Raw genomic sequence first — 19,589 nt, forward strand, 5'->3', positions numbered from 1 at the left:
TTCCAGCCTTGTCACCGCAGTTCGGCCTTACTGACCGAAGCCTCGCCTAATTGTTCACCTCAGTGTTTCGCAACCTTTTCATGCCAGCCTTACCAAAGTCGCCTGCTCCGCCCGGTCACATTTCCCTGCACGACGGCGTCGCGCCGCCGCCGCTGACCGGTCCCGGAGCCGACGCCCTAGAGTGTGATGCGGGCAACGAGGCAGCGGGCCGCCCACGACGACGAGGAGCGCAGTGCAAGACATCGCAGTAACTCTGCTGGCCGCCGCTGGCCTGGGCTGGTTGGCCCTCGTCAGCCGGATTCCGCCGCTCGTCGGTTTCCTCGCCGCCGGCTTCCTCCTGGGCGCCCTCCAGATCGAGGCGTTCGACGGCCTCGAACCCCTCGCGGACCTCGGCGTGACGCTCCTGCTCTTCACGATCGGTCTCAAGTTCGATATCCGTTCCCTGCTGCGCCCGGAAGCCTACGGGACCGCGTCGATCCACATGGCGTTCAGCGTCCTGATCGGGATGGGCACCCTGGGCCTGCTCGGGGTGGTCGGGTTCATCGCCGGGGGCGAGGACTGGAAGACGCTCATGCTCGTCGGCTTCGCCCTCTCCTTCTCCTCGACGGTGCTGTGCGTCAAGGTCCTCGAGGAGCGCTCCGACGACGGCTCGTACTACGGGCAGACCGCGATCGCCATCTTGGTGCTCCAGGACATCGCGGCGGTCGCGTTCATGACGATCACCGCAGGCCACGCGCCCAGCCCATGGGCTCTGGCCTTGGTGCTGGTCATCCCTGCGTCCTGGCTCCTGCGCCGCGCACTGAACCACGTCGGCCACGGCGAGCTCATGGTCCTGTTCGGTGTGGCCATGGCGCTGGGCCCCGGGTACTTCGCCTTCGACGCGGTAGGGCTGAAGGGTGACCTCGGCGCCCTGGTGATGGGCCTGCTCTTCGCGTCGCACTCCCGTGCGATCGAGCTGTCCAAGTCGCTCTTCAGCGTCAAGGAACTCTTCCTGGTCGGCTTCTTCTTGAGCATCGGCCTGTCGGCGCAGCCAACCTGGGCCGACGTCGGGGTCGCCGCAGCGCTCTGCGTGGTGCTGCTGCCGTTGACACTCGTCGGCTTCGTGGCCCTGAGCTGGGTGTTCGGCCTGCGCAACCGGACGGGCGCCAAGCTGGGCCTCGTATTGACGAACTTCTCCGAGTTCTCCATCATCGTCGCCGCGCTCGGCGTCGAGGCGGGGCTGATCGAGGCCGGCTGGTTGACCGTCATCGCCGTGGCGGTTGCGATGAGCATGGTCGCCTCGTCGGTGATCAACGGCCGCGGCCAGCACTTGGCCGGGCTCATCGCGACCTGGTTCCGCGAGCAGGACCCGCACCGGCTCCGCCTCGAGGACCGGCCGATCGACACGAGCCAGGCCGACGTCGTCGTCCTGGGAATGGGGCGGGTGGGGCGTTCGACGTACGAGCGGATCCACGAGAACACCGACTTGCGGGTCCTTGGCATCGACAACGACCACGCGGTGGTCTCCCGCCTGCGCGAGGAGGGATACACCGTCCTCGAAGGCGACGCCACGGATCAGGACTTCTGGACCCGGCTGTGCGCCGGCGGCTTCGTGCAGACGGTCGTCCTCGCGATGCCGATCCACGACTCCAACACGTTTGCACTAGACCAGCTGCGGCTGGCTGGCTTCGAGGGGCGGGTCGCCGCGACGGCCCGCCACCAGGACCAGGTCGATCACCTGGCGGAGCAGGGGGTGCACGGCGTGTTCAACCTCTACGAGGGCGCCGGTGTCGCCCTCGCAGACCTAGCCGTCGGGCCGGCTCGGGCCTCACGCCCGCCCCGCGACCCTTGACCCGGAAGCCGGGTCAGGCCAAACCGGCCCTGCGCAGAGCCTCGGCCATCGCCGTGTCGTCGCCCTGACGCGGGGCAGCGCCGCCGTCTCGCTTCGGTGCCGGCTTCCCGCGGCCCCCGTCGGAGCGGGCTTTGCCCCGGTTCCGGTCTCCTCGGTCCTGCCTCGAGCCGCGCGGCCCCGCGTCGCGGCGCTGCTCGGCACGGGCGGCGGGAGCTGCGTCGTCGTGCTTGGATTCACCCGGAAGCGGGTCGTCGAGGCGCAGCGTGAGCGAGATGCGCTTGCGCTGCACGTCGACCTCGAGGACCTTCACCTTGACGATCGCACCGGAGGTGACGACCTCGCGCGGGTCCGCGACGAAGCGGTTGCTCATCGCGGAGACGTGCACGAGTCCGTCCTGGTGGACGCCGAGGTCCACGAACGCGCCGAACGCGGCCACGTTGGAGACCGTGCCTTCGAGGATCATGCCCGGGACGAGGTCGGCGATGGTCTCGACTCCCTCCTTGAGCGTGGCCGTGACGAACTCGCCTCGCGGGTCGCGGCCCGGGCGGGCAAGCTCGGCCATGACGTCGCGGACCGTGGGCACGCCGAAACGGTCGTCCACGAACTGTGCCGGATCGAGCGCGGCGACGGACGCGGCGGAGGTGCCGACGTCGTCCTTGGACAGGCCGGCTGCGGCGAGGATGCGCTCGGCGAGGCCGTACGCCTCGGGGTGCACCGCGGAGGCGTCGAGCGGGGCGCCGCCGGTGACGCGGAGGAAGCCGGCGCACTGCTCGAACGCCTTCTCGCCGAGGCGCGGGACCTTCTTGAGCTCCTTGCGGGAGGCGAACGGGCCGTTGGCGTCGCGGTAGGCGACGATGTTCTTCCCCAAGGTGGAGCCGACGCCGGCCACACGGGCGAGCAGTGCGGGCGAGGCCGTGTTGACGTCGACACCGACCGCGGTCACGCAGTCCTCCACGACGGCGTCCAGGGTGCGGTCGAGCTTGGCCGCGGTGAGGTCGTGCTGGTACTGGCCGACGCCGATCGACTTCGGCTCGATCTTGACGAGCTCGGCGAGCGGGTCCTGCAGGCGGCGGGCGATCGAGGCGGCTCCGCGGAGGGACACGTCCAGATCCGGCAGCTCCGCCGAGGCGAGGGCCGAGGCCGAATAGACGGAGGCGCCAGCCTCGGAAACGATGACCTTCGCCGGCTTGGGGCCGGAGGCCGTCGCCGCGGCGTAGGCCGGGTTCTTCGCGAGCCGGGCGAGCACCTCGCCGGCGAGGCGGTCGGTCTCGCGGCTCGCGGTCCCGTTGCCGACGGCGATGAGCGTCGTCGCGTGCTTGGCCGCCAGCTCCTCGAGGACGGCGAGTGAGGCCTCCCACTTCGCGCCCGATTTGCCGCCGGCGTGCGGGTAGATCGTGGCCGTCTCGACGACGCGTCCGGTCTCGTTGACGACGGCGACCTTCACGCCCGTGCGCAGGCCCGGGTCCAACCCCAGGACCGCCCGGTTGCCGGCGGGCGCGGCGAGCAGCACGTCGCGCAGGTTCGCGGCGAAGACGCCGATCGCCTGCTCTTCCGCGGCTTCGAAGAGGCGCGAGCGCACGTCAGACTCCAGCCGCGAGAGGATCCGGCCCTTCCAGGCGAGCCGCACCGTCCGCGCCTGCCAGTCGGCGGCCGGGGTGCCCGCCGGGGCGTTCGCGCCGACGGCGCGCGCGACGGCCGCCTCGTATCCTGCGCGCGCCGCGGCCAGCGCTTCCGCATCCGCAGGGTCGGCCTCGCCGAGGTCCAGGCTCAGGGCGCCGTCGCGCTCTCCGCGCAGCAGGGCGAGGATGCGGTGGCCCGGCAGCTTGTGCACGGGCTCGGCGAAGTCGTGATAATCGGCGAATTTGGCGGTCGCGTCGCCCGCTCCGGTGGCGACTGAGGACCGGATGACGCCGGCTTTCCAGAGTCGCTCACGCAGCTCGGTGACCAGCTCGACGTCCTGGCTGGCCCGCTCGATGACGATGGCCCGCGCGCCGGCGAGCGCGTCGTCGGCAGTCGCCACGGCGGTATCGCCTTCGGTGCCGTCGGCGCTGACGTAGGCCGCCGCCGCCGTGACCGGATCCAGGCCGGGGTCGGCGAGCAGCGCGTCGGCGAGGGGCTCGAGCCCGGCCTCGCGGGCGATCTGCGCGCGCGTGCGGCGTTTGGTCTTGTAAGGCAGGTAGAGGTCCTCGAGCTCCGTCTTCGTGGCGGCCGCGGCGAGGGAGGCGGCGAGCGCGTCCGTCAGCTTGCCCTGCTCGGCGATCGCCGCGATGACAGCGGCGCGACGTTCCTCGAGCTCGCGCAGGTAGCGCAGGCGCTCCTCGAGCGTGCGCAGCTGCGCGTCGTCGAGGGTGCCTGTGACTTCCTTGCGGTAGCGGGCGATGAACGGGACGGTCGAGCCGGCGTCGAGCAGCCCGATCGCGGCATCGACCTGCCACGATTTCACGCCGAGCTCGGCGGCGATGCGGGTGGTGACGTCGGCCTGGGGGTTTGCTGCGCTGGTATTCATCACCGGACCATCTTGCCTTACCTCTCGTCCCCGGCCGGGCAGGGCGGCGACCGGACCTCACATCTGCGGCACAGCCACGGCCGCTATCCTCGAGGCATGCGTAGATCTCTCACCCTGCTCGCCGTAGGAATCCTCGGCCTCGCGGGCGCTCTCACCGGCTGCACGCAGGTGCAGCAGGCGGCCGAGGAGGCGGCGAGTTCGGCGGCCGGTCAGGTCGCGGACACGGCAAAGGCCGAGGCCCTCAAGCGGGCGTGCGAGCCGGTGCAGGACGGGACGCTGGACGCCTCGGACATCACCTTGCTCTCGACGATGATCGAGCCGGCGGAAGCCGCCGGCGTGCCGGCGAGCATGTTGGACCCGCTGCGGGAACTGGCCGAGTCGGGCGACTCCGCCCCGCAGGCGGCCGTGGACCGGGCCGCTCAGATGTGCGAGGACGCGATCGCCGACGCGTCCTAGCCCGCCGCGCGCGGCCTCCGCCGTCGGCTAGGCTCGAGAACCACGACGAGGGTGCCGAGCGGCGAAGCGGAGGACGAAGATGGTGAGGCGGACACGACGGGCGACGATCTACGACGTCGCAGAAGCCGCCGGCGTGTCCAAGTCACTGGTGTCTCTGGTGCTGCGCGACTCCCCGCACGTCTCCGAGGCGCGCCGGACGGCCGTCCTGGAGGCGATCGAGCGCCTCGACTACCGCCCGAGCCAGGCCGCGGCCGCGCTGGCCGGAGGCTCGAGCCGGACAGTCGGGGTCGTCATCGACGACTACACGAACCTCTGGTTCGTCGAGCTGCTGCGAGGCCTCCAGGACGGCTTGACCTCGGCCGGACTGCGCATCGCCGTCTCCGACCGCACGCTGAACTCGCACATCGAGTCCGACCCCCTGGACGGGTTCCTCAGCACACGCGTGGAGGCGCTTGTACTCGCGACGGAGCCCACGGCCTCGATGCGGATTCCACCGAACATGCCGGTCGTCGTCGCGGGCAACCGCGAGACCGAGATCCCCGGGGCCGACCTCGCTGCCAGCGACGACCGGCTCGGCGGGCGTTTGGCGACCGAGCACCTGATCGGGCTCGGTCACCGGCACATCGCCCACGTCGCGGGGGGCGGCGGCGCGTCCGCACAGCGCCTCGACGGCTACCTGGGGGCGATGCGCGACGCCGGCCTCGCGCCCGTCGTCGTCACGCCGTCGAGGGCCACGACCGAGGAGACCGGCTACGCCGGCACGATGACACTGCTGGAGGCCCACCCCGGGACGACGGCGGTCTTCGCCAGCAACGACTCGATGGCCATGGGCGCCCTCGCCGCGGCCCGGGACCGCGGGCTCGAGGTGCCGGCCGACCTGTCGGTGATCGGGTACGACGCCTCTCCCCTGGCCGCCACACACCTGATGCAGCTGACGACCATCGACAGCCTGAACCGCGAGATCGGCGCCGAGGTGGCCACCGCGCTGCTCAGCCGGCTCACGGAGCCGGGGCGCGAACCGGTCGCCACGCGTCTCATCCCGCAGCTCGTCGAGCGCAGCACCACCGCGGCCCCGCGCCGGAGGCTCTAGTCGCCTGCGGCTGACCTGCGGCGCCGTTCCACCGGGTCGCGGCGGGTCAGGCGAAGGCCGCGCGGAACGCCTCGAGGGCGCGCTCGGGTTCTGAACTGGCCCACCCCTCCAACCCGACGACGCCGTCATACCCCATCTGACGCAGGGCTGCGGAGATCGCCTCGAAGCGGATCTCCCCGGTCCCCGGCTCGCAGCGCCCGGGCACGTCGGCGACCTGGATCTCGCCGATCCACGGCATGGCCCGACGTACCAGTTCGATGAGATTCCCCTCGCCGATCTGCGCGTGATAGAGGTCCAGGTTGAGCCGGACGCCTTGGTGATCGACGGCGCCGACCAACTCGATCGTGTCCTCGGCCCGGGCAAACGGCGTGCCCGGGTGGTCGACGCTCAGGTTGAGGTTCTCGAGCATGAAGACGCGCCCCACGTCCACCGCCAGATCGCCGAGGCGGCGGAGAGTGTCCGCGGCGCGGATCCAGTCCCCGCCGCTGATCCGCTCCCCCGGGGTGACGGGCAGGCCCCCGGGGCCGAGGCCGGTTCCGTGGAGGTTGAGCCGGGGCGCATCGACGACTTCGGCGGCGGCGAGGGATTCCTTGGCCGTGGCGACGAGCTCTGCGGAGCCGTCGACCGTGATGAGATCCCCGCGCAGATACCCGGTCATGGAGGAGAACGAGGCTCCGGTGGCCGCCAGGGCGGGCAGGTCCTTGGTGCTCCAGTCCCAGATCTCGACCTCGAACCCGAGATCGTTCAGCCGGCGGACCCGCTCCACCATCGGTTCGTCGACGAAGATCATCTCCGCGCACGCGGCCAGCCGGTAGCTCATGCCGCACCCGCGACGGCTGAAAAGCCCAGATCGACGGCGACCGTTCCACCTCCGGTCGCGGAGCGCTGCGCGGCGTCGGCCAGGAGCAGGGCCGCCCGGCCATCCTCGTAGGTCGGGCTGTCGGACTTCTCTCCTCGGACCAGGGCGATGAAGGCGTCCAGCTCGGCGGCGTAGGCCTCGGCGTAGCGCTCGAGGAAGAAGTCCTGGTAAGGCGGTTTGGCCTCGACGGCGGCCGCGGTCGACAGGCTGACCAGGCTCGTCGGGGCGTTGGCGACCTGCAGCATCCCGGTGGCCCCGAAGGCCTCGAGTCGCTGGTCGTAGCCGACAGCGCTGTGCCGCGAGTTCGTGATGGAGACGATCGCCCCGCAGCTGGAGCGCAGCGTGGTCACCGCGGTGTCGAAGTCGCCATGTGTGCGCGCCCCGTCGTCGAACAGCTGAGACCCCGTGGCGCTGACCTCGACGATGTCAGGCAGGAAGAAGCGGGCCATGTCGAAGTCGTGGATCGTCATGTCGCGGAAGATGCCGCCAGAGACACCCACGTAGTCGGCCGGCGGGGCGGCCGGGTCGCGGCTGATGATGCTCAGCTGCTCCAGCGAGCCGATTTCGCCGGCGGCCACACGGGCCCGGACCGCGGCGAACGCCGGATCGAACCGGCGGTTGAAGCCGAGCGCCACGGGCACACTCGCTGCCCGAACCTTGGGCAGCAGCGCGTCAACCCGGTTGATGTCCAGGTCGATCGGCTTCTCGCAGAGCACTGGCAGCCCGGCCTCGACAGAAGCTGAAATCAGGTCGACGTGGGTCGGAGTCGGCGAGGCGATCAGGACGGCGTCGAGCTGGCCGGAGGCGATGAGCTCCTCGGCATTGTCGGTGGCGATGCCCCCGAACCTGGCGGCAGTGGCCCGGGCGCCGTCGACGAAGACGTCTGCGACGCCCGTCAGCTCGGCGTGGGGGTTGGCGGCGATCGCGGCGGCGTGGACCTGGCCGATGCGGCCGGTGCCGATGAGTCCGATGCGGACGGAGGCGCGTGTCATTTTCGTGTACTTTCGGTCGGGGTGGAGGTGCAGTGACTACTTGATGTCTTCGGGCGCGACGACGTGGATCGCACCGGTGGTCACGTCCTCTTCTAGGTCCTCGAGGGTGCGGCCGCGTGTTTCGGGAACCTGCGTGTAGACGAAGAACAGGGCCAGCACGCCGATTCCGGCGAAGAGGAAGAACGAGCCGGTGATTCCGATCCCCGAGACGAGGCTCGGGAAGAACAGCGCGAGGAAGCCGTTGGTCGTCCATCCGAAGAAGACGGAGATGCCGATGCCGAGGCCGCGCATGTGCAGCGGGAAGATCTCGGCCAGCCAGACCCAGACGGCGATGTTGAGGAACGTCTGCATCGAGAAGACGAACGCGACGACGAGAATCAGGATGACGATCGGCCGCAGCGGGTTCCCGTCCGGCAGCAGCATCGACGCGACGCCGACCAGGCAGTGGCACACGGTGGTGAGCGTCAGCCCGATCAGGAAGGTGATGCGGCGGTCAAGCCGATCCATGTTCCGCAGGGCGATGAGACCGCCGACGACGGCGACCACACCGAAGGCGATGTTGGCCAGGACGGCCTGCTGCTCGCTCATCCCGGACTCCTCCAGGACGCGCGTGCCGTAGTACATGATCGAGTTGATGCCCGTGAGCTGCTGGGTCATGCTGACGCCGATCCCGATCAGGACGATGCGCAGGAGCCACTTGTTGCTCAGGATCGCACGCCAGCCGACATCGCTGTGGTTCGCCTCCTCGGCGGCGATGCGCTCGACGTCGCGCAGCTCCGCGTCGGCGCGTTCGACCGAGCGGACGGTCCGCAGGATCGCGGCTGCGTCGTCGTACCGCCCCTTTTCGACAAGCCAACGGGGCGATTCGGGCATGCGCAGCATGCCGAAGAACAGCGCGACGGCGGGCAGCGCGCACACGGCGAACATGATGCGCCAGATGCCGTCGACGTGGCCGCCCAGAAGCGACGCGATGATCGCGTTGACGACGAAGGCGGCGAGCTGGCCGGTGACGATCGCGAGTTCGTTGCGGCCCGTGATGGAGCCGCGAATCTCGTACGGAGCCAGCTCGGCCAGGTAGACGGGAACCACCGTGGATGCGCCGCCGACGGCCAGACCGAGCATGATGCGGCCCGCCACGAGGACGCCGAATCCGAGCGTCGAGTGTGTGCCGGGCTCGGGCCCGCTCGGCGAGGCGACGACCAGCACGGTGCCGAAGAAGAAGAGCAACGCGAGAATGATGATGGTCCGACGGCGACCGATCGCATCCGAGAGACTGCCGCCGGCGACCGCGCCGACCGCAGCCGCGAAGACCAGCGAACTGATCACGGTCCCGAGTTGGATCAGGCTCAAGCCGAGTTCCTGCGCCATGGGGCCCTCGGCGCCGTTGGCGACGCCGGTGTCGTAGCCGAAGAGCAGGCCGCCGAAACACGCGACGATCGAGATGAGGCCGATCCGCTTGCGGTGCGGACCGTCGGTCAACGGCGGAAGCGGGGGTTGGCGGGGGTTGGCGGGGGGTCGTCGTGCTGGACATCGGGAACTCCTCTGCGTGGCGTGAATTCGTGGCCTGCATCACATTGTGGAGCGCTACATATGTCTTGTCAAACTGACACATTCCAGCACCCCTGGCACCCTTGACCCGAATCATGTACCGCCCTAAGCTCCATTGGAGCGCTCCATAAAGGTGTGTGTCACACCACCACGGAAGGCGCTCCACCCGTCGAAGAGATATCCACCCGACCAACACCCGAGGAGGGGCCATGAAGAACAGCATCGGGATCGCCGTTATTGGCGCCGGCATGGCCGGCCTGTCCCATATCGCGGGGTACCGCACGGCACCCACGCTGTACGCACCGGACCTGCCACCCCTGCGCTACGTCGCCGTCGCGGACGTGAACCGCGGCCTCGCCGCCCGGGTGGCTGCCCGCTACGGCTACGAGAAGTCCCTGGGGTCATGGCAGGAGGTGGCCGCCGATCCCGACATCGACGTCGTCTCGGTCGTCATCGCAAATCGCTTCCACCGCGAGGCCGTCGAGGGCCTGCTCGCCGCCGGCAAGCACGTGCTGTGCGAGAAACCGCTGGCGGACACCCTCGAAGAAGCCGAGGCCATGGCTGCCGCGGCCCGCGGGGCCGAATCGATCGCCCGCGTCGGCTTCACGTTCCGCCGCACCCCCGGAATCGCCGCGATCCGCGACCTCGTCGAAGATGGGACGCTCGGCAAGGTGCTGCACTTCTCCGGGCGCTACTGGACCGACTACGGCCACAGCCCGCAGGCTCCGATGAGCTGGCGCTACAAGGGCAGCCCCGGAAGCGGCGCGCTCGCCGATGTCGGCAGCCACCTGTCCTACGTCGCAGAGTTCCTCGCCGGGGACATCCTCTCGGTCAGCGGCGGCCAGCTGTCGACCGTCATCGCCGAGCGCCGGCTTCCGGCCGGGACCGTGACGGGACACGAGCTGGTGGAGCTGCGCGATGAGTCGGAACCCGTCGAGAACGACGACTACGCAGCGTTCAACGTCCAGTTCTCCGGCGCTGCGGGCAGCCTCGAAGTCTCCCGCGTCGCGGCCGGTCATCCCAACACGCTGACCTTCGAAGTGTTCTGCGAAAAGGGTGCGGCCCGCTTCAACCAGCTCGTACCGACCCAGATCGAGATCATGATCGCGGACGGTCCGCACGCCACCAACGGCTACCGGACCGTCAACCTCGGGGCCGACCACGCCTATCTGGCCGGCGGCCTTCCGATGGACGCGCCCGGGGTCGGATTCGGGCAGAACGACGCCTTCGGCTACCAGGCCCGGGCGTTCCTCGACGAGGTCGCCGACCTCGACGACGCGCTCCCCCCGAACGCGACGTTCGACGACGGCGTCCGCAACATGCGCATCCTCCAGGCGGTCGTCGACTCCGCCGCCGACAACGGAAAGAAGGTCTCCCTGTGAAGCTCGGCGTCTACAACGCGATCCTGCACGACCGGCCGCTTCCCGAAGCCCTGAAGGTCATCGCCGATCTGGGGCTGACGGGCATCGAACTCAATACCGGCGGCTTCCTGCCACCCGTGCATGTCCCGACCATGGACCAGATTCTGACAAGCGATGCGGCCCGCGACGACTATCTGGCCGTCTTCGAGGGAACGGGAGTCTCGATCGCAGGCCTCAACTGCAACGGCAATCCGCTGCACCCCAAGCGGGAGATCGGCGAGAAGCACGCCGAAGACATCCGCCGCTCCATCCGGCTGGCCCACCGTCTGGGACAGGACCGCGTCGTGACCATGTCCGGGCTGCCCGGCGGCGAACCCGGTGCGACCGTGCCGAATTGGATCGTCAACGCCTGGAACTCGGCCGCACTCGACGTGCTCGACTACCAGTGGGGCATCGTCGCGGGCTTCTGGAAGGAGACCGACCGCCTGGCAGCGGACCACGGCGTCAAAGTCGCCCTCGAACTCCACCCGCAGAACGTCGTCTTCAACACAGCTGACGTCCGCAAGCTGATCGAACTGACCGGCGCGACCAACGTGGGCGTCGAGCTGGACGCATCGCACCTGTTCTGGCAGCAGATGGACCCGGTCGCCGTCGTCCGCGAACTCGGTCCGCTCATCTTCCACGCCGCGGCCAAGGACGTGCGGATCAACGCCGAGCACGCCGCGCTCTACGGCGTCCTGGACAACAGCTTCCGACGACTCTCACCCGACGAGGAACGCACCAACCTCGGCGGCGCCGAATGGGCCAACGAATGGCCGAAGGACTCCGCGTGGGACTTCGTTGCCCTGGGCCGCGGCCACGACACCGCCTTCTGGGCCGAGTTCCTGCGCGCGCTGCAGGAGGTGGACCCGGAGATGGCATGCAACATCGAGCACGAAGATGTGGAGCTCGGCCGCATCGAGGGCCTCGAAGTGGCAGCCGACGTGCTGAAAGAAGCTGCCGCCTCACTCGTCTGAGGAGACGCCGACCGGCGGCTACGCTCCGGGTTTCAGCCGGTCCACTTGCTCCAGCACCGACTCGAGGCGGGACCGGAAGTAACTGGCAGTCGAGCCGGGAGCGCTCGCCCCGGGCAGTGAGGCATGGTGGTAGATGCCATCGCCGAGCAGCATGATCGCGTCCGCCGCGGAGTCGTCTCCGACCTCGTCCCGGATGAGCTTCCACCAGGACCCGTGAACAGCCGAGAGCGCCTCGACGGCGCCAGGGTGCTGGGCCGCAGCCAGCCGCATGACGACCACGAGGAACGTGTCGAGTTCCGTCCCGGTCTCCACGGACGTGCGCACAAAGTAGCGCGAGGGCCCCTCGGCAAACGACTTCATCCTGGCGAGGTCCGCCTCGGCCGCCTCCGCCAGGCGCTCTATCACGCCATCCGCCAAAGCGTCCTTGCTCTTGAAGTGGTAGAGCAGCCCGCCCTTGGAGACTCCGGCGCGGGCCGCCGTGGCGTCCATTGTCGCGGCGCGTTCGCCGTCGCCGGCGACGATTTCGCAGTAGGCGGCGAGGATCTTCTCTCGGGCGGCGGGGGGTCTGGGCATGGATGACACTCTAGCGAGAGTTGCCGGTGCCCCGCCTCCCGGTGACCTCACGCACACCCCCTTGCATTAAACCGTCCAGACGGTACAGTTAAGTGTGTGGCGGAGTTCCCCGCCCTCCAAACTCCTACCAAGGACGTGTCATGTCTGTGCAGACCGCCGCCACCCACACCGAGCTCTCCGGCACGCGCCGCTGGCTCGCTCTGGCGGTACTCATGTTCCCGGTGCTGCTGATCTCGATCGACAACACCGTGCTGAGCTTCGCCGTGCCCGCACTCTCGCGAGCGCTCGCTCCGGACTCGGACGAACTGCTCTGGATCATCGACATCTATCCGCTGGTTCTGGCCGGCCTGCTCGTGCCGATGGGCAGCCTGGGTGACCGGATCGGGCGCAAGCGCCTGCTGCTGATCGGCTCCATCGGCTTCGCCGCGGTCTCCGCCCTCGCCGCCTTCGCACCCAACGCCCAGCTGCTGATTGCCGCCCGCGCCCTGCTGGGCCTGTTCGGCTCGATGCTCATGCCGGCGACCCTGTCGCTGATCCGGAACATCTTCACCGACGTGCATGAGCGCCGGCGCGCGATCGCGATCTGGGCCTCCGGCTTCTCCGGCGGCGCGGTGCTCGGCCCGGTCCTCGGCGGCTGGCTGCTCGAGCACTTCTGGTGGGGCTCCATCTTCCTGCTCGCCGTTCCCATGCTCCTGCCGATCCTCATCGCGGGCCCGGCGCTCGTGCCCGAGTCGAAGGACCCGAACCCGGGCCCGATCGATCCACTGAGCATCGTCCTGGTCGTCGCCGCCCTGACGCCGCTCGTCTTCGGCATCAAGGTGCTCGCGAAGGGCGACGGGCTGGTGGTTCCCGCGGTCGCCATCGCCCTCGGCATCGCCTCCGGCGTCGTCTTCGTGCGCCGCCAGCTGGCCCGCGCCGCGCGGCCGGGCACCGAGCCGATGCTCGACGTGCGCCTGTTCAAGAACCCGATGTTCTCCGGCGCGCTGACCGTCAACCTGCTCAGCGTGTTCGCGCTGGTCGGCTTCATCTACTTCCTCACCCAGCACGTCCAGCTCGTCGCCGGCTATTCGCCTCTGGAGGCCGGCCTCATGATGATCCCGGGCCTGAGCCTGGCGATCGCGTCCGGCCTGCTGGCCGCGAACCTCGCCAAGCGGTTCCGCGTCTCCACCCTGATGGTGGTCGGCCTGCTGCTCAACGCGGCTGCCTACACGATGGTCTTCTTCGTCGGCGAGTCGGGCTCGGTGCTGCTGCTCATGGCGTCCTTCTGCGTGCTCAGCGCAGGCGTCGGTCTGGCGGAGACGCTCTCGAACGACCTGGCGCTCTCGGCGGTCCCACCGGAGAAGGCCGGAGCGGCCTCGGCCATCTCCGAGACGGCCTACGAGACCGGCGCTGTCCTCGGCACGGCCGTCCTCGGCAGCCTGCTCAACGCCGCCTATACGCGCGGGCTCATCCTGCCAGGCGGGATGAGCGCGGGCCAGGAGGCGGATGCGTCGAAGACCCTCGGCGGCGCCCACGAGGTTGCCGAGTCGCTGCCGGCCTCCCAGGCCGCGGAGCTGCTCGAGAATGCGGCGTCCGCCTTCGATTCCGGCGTGATGCTCACGGCCGGGATCGGTGCGGCGCTGGCACTGGCCGCCGCCGTCGTGATCCACCGCGCGCTGCGGATGTCCCCGCAGCGCGGCTGACGCGGGGGTGCCGCGTGGGGCACACTGGTCGCATGAGCGACTACGCCGTGTTCCTGCGCGGGATCAACGTCTCCGGCCGCCGCCTGGCGATGGCCGACCTCGCCGAGTGCGTGGCCGGGGCCGGCTTCGCGAACGTCCGCACGGTGCTGGCCACCGGCAACGTCCTGCTCACCGCGGACGCCCCGCGCGAGCAGGTCGCCTCCCGGTTCGCCGCGGCCGTGTCCGACCGCTTCGGATTTGACGCCCGCGTCTTCGTCAAGACCGTCCCGGAGATCCGCTCGTTGCTGGCGGCCTGCCCGTTCGGGCGGCAGGAGCAGCACGACGGCGCCGACCTCCACACGTACGTCACGTTCGCCTCCAGCGCGCAGACGGTGGACGAGGTCCTCACCGAGGCCGCCGGCGCCGACCGTGTCTCGGGCGCCGGCGACGTCCTCTTCTGGCAGACGCCGAAGGGCAGCTCGCTCGAGAACCCGATAGCGAAGGCGCTGAACCGGGCCCGGTTCAAGGAGCACAGCACGACGCGCAACATCAACACGCTCGACAAGCTGCTCACCCGCTGAACCGCCGCTAGCCGTCCGCGGCCGGGACGTGCACCGCCTGGATCGTCGCAGGCTGGCGGCCGGCGTGCAGGAAGAGGCCGCGCCCGGGAGGCTGGCGGCGGGCGCGGACCCCGCTCACGAGCGGGCCCTCGGAGCGATCGCCGTCCATGATGAACGTCGCCCCGCCGGCGTCGCGCAGCGCGGAGACGAACGGGGTGAACAACCCGCGCGAGGCACCGCGCACCTTGCGGGCGACGATCGCGTGCAGCCCGATCTCGGCACCCATCGCCAGGTACTCGGCGAACGGGGTCAGCGGGCTGGCTCCGCTGGAGGCGAGCACGTCGTCGTCGTCCACGACGAGCACGATCCGCGGGCCCTCGAACCCCTCGTCCTCGCCGGCAGCGAGCGGATTCTCCGGGATGCGTTTGCGCAGCTCCCCCACGATCGCGGCGGTCAGCTGCTGGGCGAGCACGGCGGACGTCGCCTGCCCGCCGACCCGGTCCGGGTCGACGACGTTCTTCAGGCCGCGCCGCGGGTCGAAGACCGCGAAGACGAGCTCGTCTTTGCTGTACTGCGCGGCGAGCTCGGTCATCAGGTGGCGCAGCAGCGAGGTCTTCCCGCTCTGCTCGTCGCCGAGCACCAGCAGGTTCCGCTCGCTGCCGTCGAAGTCCAGGAGCTTCGGCCCCAGGTCGCGCTCGTTCAGGCCGAAGCGAAGCAGCCCGCTGCGCGCGGGAGCCGGCAGAGCGTCGGGCGCGACGACGGTCGGCAGCATCCGCACCCGGCGCGGGCTGCGCTCGGGCTGGCGCTCCGCGACGCGGGCGGCGGCGGCGCGCAGTCCCTCGTTGCCGGTGTCGGGCTCGGCCGCCGCGTCCAGGCGCGGCAGGGCGATTTGTCCGATGAGTCCGTCGTGATTGATGCCGCGGCCGGGCCGGTCGTTCGGCAGGCGTTCGGCGCTCTTGCGGCCGTGGCCGGACTCGGAGGGGTCCGAGAGCCGCAGCTCGATCCGGGTGCCGAAGAACGACTGCTGCGCGATGCGCACCTCGTTCCACCGGTTCCCCGTCGCGACGACGTGCACCCCGTACCCGCCGCCGCGGCGCAGGATCGAGTTCACCATGTCCTGCAGTTCCTCGTACTCCTCGGCCAGGGCGCCCCAGCCGTCGATTAGCAGCACGACGTCGGCCACGTCCAGCTCCTCGAGCTCGCCGGCGGCGTGCATCCGCCGCATCGTGGCGAGGCTGTCCACTCCGCGCACCTCGAAGAGGCGCTCGCGCTCGGCGATCAGGTCGTGCACTTCCTCGACCGTGCGGCGCAGCGCCTCCCGCGACGTGCGCCCGGCCATGCCCGCCGCGTGCGGCAGCTCGGCCAGTGGCAGCAGGGCCGAGCCCTTGAGGTCGATGCCGAACAGGGCGACCTCACGCACCGTGTGGGTCGCGGCGAGCGAGAGTCCGATCGTGCGCAGCGCCGTCGACTTGCCGGTCGACGGGCCGCCGAGGAGGATCGCGTTGCCGCCGGAACGGGTGAGGTCCAGGTTCCACGCTCCCTGCCACTGGCGGGCGGGATCGTCGAGCAGGCCGATCTGAACGCGCAGCTGTCGGCTGCGGGCGGGCACCCCTCCAGCGTTGCCGGCCGCGACGTCGAGCGCGACCGCGTCGGGCAGCGGCGGCAGCCAGATCTCGTCGGTGACCCGGTCGAACCCGCGGATCACCTCGACGAGCGTCGACATGACCGTGGCGCCGGTGGTGCGCCGGGTGCCGGAGGCGGCATCCGCGTCGGCGTCGGGCTCCGGCGCGGCCGTGTTCTGCCGTGCGGCGTCTTCGGCGTAGAACGCCTCGGCCAGCACCGGCAGGCGGGCGGTGCGATCACGCTGCTGCGGCTCCTCGGTCTCGGCGGCGAGCGGGCCGGAGACGTAGCCGGCCTTGAACCGCGAGTACGTCGTCGTGTCGACCTTGAGGTAGCCGTAGCCCGGCAGGGGCGGCAAATGGAACGCGTCCGGGGTCTCGAGCACGGTCCGCGACTCCCCCTCGGAAAGCGTGCGCAGCCCGAGCCGGTAGGACAGGTGCGTCTCGAGGCCGCGCAGCTTGCCGGCCTCGATGCGCTGCGAGGAGAGCAGCAGGTGCACGCCGATCGAGCGGCCGATGCGGCCGATCGACATGAACAGGTCGATGAAGTCAGGCTGCGCGGCCAGCAGCTCGCCGAACTCGTCGATCACGACGAAGAGGTGCGGCAGCGGGTCAAGCTCGTCGCCGCGCTCGGCCCGGTGCAGCTGGTAGTCCGTGATGTTGGCGATGTTGCCGGCATCTTTGAGCACCTGCTGCCGGCGCAGCACCTCACCCTCGAGGCTCGCGTAGATGCGGTCCACGAGTGAAGCCTCGTCGGAGAGGTTGGTGATGATGCCGGCGACGTGCGGCATCCCGGCGAAGGGCGCGAACGTCGCGCCGCCCTTGTAGTCGACGAGGACCATGTTCAGCAGCTCGGGCGGGTGGGTGACGGCGAGGCCGAGCACGAGCGTGCGCAACAGCTCGGACTTGCCCGAACCCGTCGCCCCGACACACAGCCCGTGCGGGCCCATGCCGTGCTGGGCGGATTCCTTCAGGTCCACGTGCACGGGGCGGGAGCGGTCGTCGACGCCGATTGGCACCTTGAGGAAGTCGGGGTTCTCCCGCGGGGCCCAGAGCCGCTCGACGTCGGCCGCCGTGAAGTCGTCGAGACCGAGGTGGGCCGTGAAGCGGCCGGCGTCGGCGCCGTCGTCGTACTCGCGCGAATCCGGAGAGAGCCTCAGGGGCGCCAGCATGCGCGCGAGGCCGGCCGCCGTCGCCGCGTCGGAGGGCGCGAGCACGCCCTCGCAGGTGGCGGGCTCGAGCGGGTCGGCCGAGTAGTCCTCGAGGCGGAACCCCTCCGCGGTCTGGACGATGCGCAGCGAGACCTCGTCGGGCTCGTCCTGCTGGCGGGCGACGAGGTGCACGGAGGTGATGGCCAGGTCGTCGGAGGTCAGGCTCGCGTCCGGCAGGGCGAGGTTGCCGGCGCGCCCGGTGTGTTCGAGGTCGACGACGACGAGCCGCGGCTGCACCTGGGTGCGCTGCCCGACGAGGAAGTTCTTCCGCGCCGCGGTGAAGCGCTGGTAGCGCTCGCGGATCGCGTCGTCGAGCAGGTCGCGCAGCTGCTCGCGCGTCGGCGCGAGCCGGTTCAGCGGGCCGTGGTCGGTGGGGCGGGACTGGTCGAGCACGTGCGGCAGCCAGTTCAGCCACTCCCAGCCGGGGCGGTACCGGGGCGGCAGTGCTGCGGCGACCTGCAGGTCTTCGGGGCTGTGCAGGGCGGTGGCGGAGAGCAGCAGGTTGCGCACCACGTGGTGCCCGAACTCCTCGTCGCCGACAACGGAGACCGTGTGGTGCGCGGCAAGCCCGAGCGTGACGGGCATGTCCGGGGCGGTCGCGAACCGGCGCAGCAGGGACTGCATCTCCTGCTGCATGTGCGGGTCGGGCCGCTCACCCTGCCCGGTCTCCCCCTCGAGCTTGAGCTCGCGGGCCGGCGTCGTGCCCGTCCCGAGCCGGACCCGCAGGAAGTCCTGGTGGTGGCGCCTCCGCTCCCACAACCGGTGCGGGTCGCAGATCACCTCGTGCAGCGCGGCCGGGGCCGGGTCGCTCGCCTGGGCCTGGCGCCGGTGCGCGCGCTCCTCGGCGAGGAAGTCGTGCCGGCGCTCCTCGAGGTACTCGAGGTAGCGGTCGCGCTGGTGGCGGCGCTGCCGGCCGGCCTTGCCGCGCTGGGAGAACAACATGACGACGGCGCCCGTGACCGTCACGATCATCATCAGGGCGCCGACAGCCGCGAACGGGGAGCCGCGGAAGAGCATCATCACGGTCATCGACCCGGCCGCGCCGAGCAGCGGGATGAGCCCGAGGAATCCGGTGCCCGAGCCGGCCGCGTCGCCGACGTGCGGCGGCCGCTGCACGAGAGACGCCTCGGCCTCGCGCGCCGGACTCGTGGTCCGCGCTGGACGGTGCACCAGCACGACGCCGTCCGCTGGCTTCTCGTCTGGGGCCGGGTTCACGCGTGACCCCCCGGTTCGCCGCTCGCGGCGTAAAGGGCGTTGGCGGCGAGCGCGGCGACCTGCAGGCGGCGCTCCTCGCCCACGAGGCGCAGGTCGATGGCGAGGCCGGCGGCGAGGTGCCGGTCGTAGTCGAGGTTGTGCGCCGGCGTCGTCCTGCGCCGGCCGCGTGCGGCGAGCTGCTCGTCGAGGCCCGCCTCGGCGAGGCGGACGTCGGCGGCCGGGCAGCCGTGCGCGTTGACGACGACGGGCAGCACCGGCAGTCCGGGGCGGGCCGCGCGGACCCTGGCCAGCAGGCTCGCGGCGGCGCCGGCCGCCCCGGGCGCGGCCGGGACCGCGACGATCAGCGCGTGCAGATGCTGCACGTCGGCGTGGGCGTCGAGTTCGACGAGGGAGACCGCGCAGGTCCGGCTGAGCCCCTGGTAGAGACCCTGGCGTTCGAGGGCCGTGAGCGCGTGGTCGCGCTCGTCGAGGGTGAGCCGGTGCAGGTTCGTGGGCAGGGTCGCGGCGTGGGCGCGCAGCTCGTGCAGCCCGATGTCGCCGGTCCGCCCTGCGAGGCCCGTCAGGGCCGCCAGACCGCCGGCCGGCGCTTGGGCAGGTAGCCGCGGGAGCAGCCCGCTCGGCCGGCCGACGGTGTCGACGGCGGCGATGTGGTCGGCGCGCACGTCGGCCAGGAGCAGGGCGAGCGCGGCGACGAGCGTCGAGGTTCCGGCTCCGCCGGTCGCCCCCACGACGCCGATGCGCCGGCCGGTCGTGACGGGGCGCTGGCAGGCGTCGAGCGCGTTCGCGAAGTCGCCGGGGAACGAGTCGGACCCGGCCGCGCGGCGCAGGGTCTGCAGCAGGCGCAGCCAGAGCGGGTCGCCGTGGCGCCTCGCCCGGCCGCGCAGGGCTTCGGGCAGGTCGATCAGATCGTCGTCGTACGCGTCGTGCTGCGGCCGCGACCGTGGAACGTGACGTGGTTCCGAAGGTTCCGGCGCGGGTGCCGCGGCCGGCTGCTGCGAACGGGCTCGCGGCGGCGCGGCGGGCGTCCAGCCGCCGGGGAAGCGCTGTTCCGGGGAGCGCCGGGGAGTCTGGTCCTCATTCATGGGCACCGC

Annotated in this window: 14 protein-coding genes; 7 read left to right on the forward strand and 7 right to left on the reverse strand. The window is 70.8% G+C overall.

Features of this window, described 5'->3' with window-relative positions; all coding sequences use genetic code 11:
- The first annotated feature begins 232 nt into the window (after positions 1–232).
- A complete protein-coding gene (locus EV380_RS10590; RefSeq protein WP_130451113.1) occupies positions 233–1,831 on the forward strand; it encodes a cation:proton antiporter family protein in 1,599 nt (532 codons plus the stop codon).
- Positions 1,832–1,844: 13 nt separating this feature from the next.
- On the opposite strand, the gene EV380_RS10595 is transcribed toward EV380_RS10590, so the two are convergent.
- The gene (locus tag EV380_RS10595; protein WP_130451114.1) at positions 1,845–4,337 is read right to left on the reverse strand and encodes a Tex family protein; all 2,493 of its coding nucleotides are present in this window, start codon (positions 4,335–4,337) and stop codon (positions 1,845–1,847) included.
- 96 nt (positions 4,338–4,433) lie between these two features.
- Between EV380_RS10595 and EV380_RS10600 the strand changes: the two genes are divergently transcribed.
- Positions 4,434–4,793, forward strand: coding sequence for a hypothetical protein (locus EV380_RS10600; protein ID WP_130451115.1), 360 nt, complete (start codon positions 4,434–4,436; stop codon positions 4,791–4,793).
- An 82-nt stretch (positions 4,794–4,875) separates the two neighbouring features.
- The gene (locus EV380_RS10605) at positions 4,876–5,883 is read left to right on the forward strand and encodes a LacI family DNA-binding transcriptional regulator (protein ID WP_423219025.1); all 1,008 of its coding nucleotides are present in this window, start codon (positions 4,876–4,878) and stop codon (positions 5,881–5,883) included.
- Between the two features lie 46 nt (positions 5,884–5,929).
- On the opposite strand, the gene EV380_RS10610 is transcribed toward EV380_RS10605, so the two are convergent.
- The 3 genes from EV380_RS10610 to EV380_RS10620 are packed head-to-tail and all read right to left on the reverse strand — an operon-like array spanning position 5,930 to position 9,213.
- Positions 5,930–6,703: a TIM barrel protein gene (locus tag EV380_RS10610; RefSeq protein ID WP_130451117.1), complete on the reverse strand. Its 774-nt coding sequence runs from the start codon at positions 6,701–6,703 to the stop codon at positions 5,930–5,932.
- On the reverse strand, positions 6,700–7,734 hold the full coding sequence (gene iolG / locus EV380_RS10615; RefSeq protein WP_130451118.1) for an inositol 2-dehydrogenase: 1,035 nt from the start codon (positions 7,732–7,734) through the stop codon (positions 6,700–6,702). Before iolG ends, EV380_RS10610 begins: the two co-directional genes overlap by 4 nt.
- Positions 7,735–7,770: 36 nt before the next feature.
- Positions 7,771–9,213, reverse strand: coding sequence for a sugar porter family MFS transporter (locus EV380_RS10620; protein ID WP_242607582.1), 1,443 nt, complete (start codon positions 9,211–9,213; stop codon positions 7,771–7,773).
- 278 nt (positions 9,214–9,491) lie between these two features.
- Here EV380_RS10620 and EV380_RS10625 point away from each other — a divergent pair, with 278 nt between their 5' ends.
- Together EV380_RS10625 and EV380_RS10630 are read left to right on the forward strand one after the other, a co-directional pair.
- Positions 9,492–10,664, forward strand: coding sequence for a Gfo/Idh/MocA family protein (locus EV380_RS10625; RefSeq protein WP_130451120.1), 1,173 nt, complete (start codon positions 9,492–9,494; stop codon positions 10,662–10,664).
- Entirely contained in the window at positions 10,661–11,659 is a 999-nt protein-coding gene (locus EV380_RS10630; RefSeq protein WP_130451121.1) for a sugar phosphate isomerase/epimerase family protein, read from the forward strand. Before EV380_RS10625 ends, EV380_RS10630 begins: the two co-directional genes overlap by 4 nt.
- Positions 11,660–11,677: 18 nt before the next feature.
- Here the strand turns inward: EV380_RS10630 and EV380_RS10635 are convergent, their stop codons facing one another.
- Positions 11,678–12,232 (reverse strand): TetR/AcrR family transcriptional regulator, encoded by a 555-nt coding sequence (locus tag EV380_RS10635; protein WP_130451122.1) that lies wholly within the window; start codon positions 12,230–12,232, stop codon positions 11,678–11,680.
- A 140-nt stretch (positions 12,233–12,372) separates the two neighbouring features.
- Here EV380_RS10635 and EV380_RS10640 point away from each other — a divergent pair, with 140 nt between their 5' ends.
- Entirely contained in the window at positions 12,373–13,914 is a 1,542-nt protein-coding gene (locus EV380_RS10640) for an MFS transporter (protein ID WP_102157279.1), read from the forward strand.
- Positions 13,915–13,946: 32 nt separating this feature from the next.
- The gene (locus tag EV380_RS10645) at positions 13,947–14,474 is read left to right on the forward strand and encodes a DUF1697 domain-containing protein (RefSeq protein WP_130451123.1); all 528 of its coding nucleotides are present in this window, start codon (positions 13,947–13,949) and stop codon (positions 14,472–14,474) included.
- Between the two features lie 7 nt (positions 14,475–14,481).
- Here EV380_RS10645 and eccCa read toward each other — a convergent pair whose 3' ends face one another.
- Positions 14,482–18,498: a type VII secretion protein EccCa gene (eccCa, locus tag EV380_RS10650; RefSeq protein WP_207219393.1), complete on the reverse strand. Its 4,017-nt coding sequence runs from the start codon at positions 18,496–18,498 to the stop codon at positions 14,482–14,484.
- Positions 18,495–19,580: a hypothetical protein gene (locus EV380_RS10655; protein WP_130451124.1), complete on the reverse strand. Its 1,086-nt coding sequence runs from the start codon at positions 19,578–19,580 to the stop codon at positions 18,495–18,497. The genes eccCa and EV380_RS10655 overlap by 4 nt, the downstream gene beginning before the upstream one ends.
- Between the last annotated feature and the right edge of the window lie 9 nt (positions 19,581–19,589).

This window comes from Zhihengliuella halotolerans (assembly GCF_004217565.1).
Classification (GTDB): Bacteria; Actinomycetota; Actinomycetes; order Actinomycetales; family Micrococcaceae; genus Zhihengliuella; species Zhihengliuella halotolerans.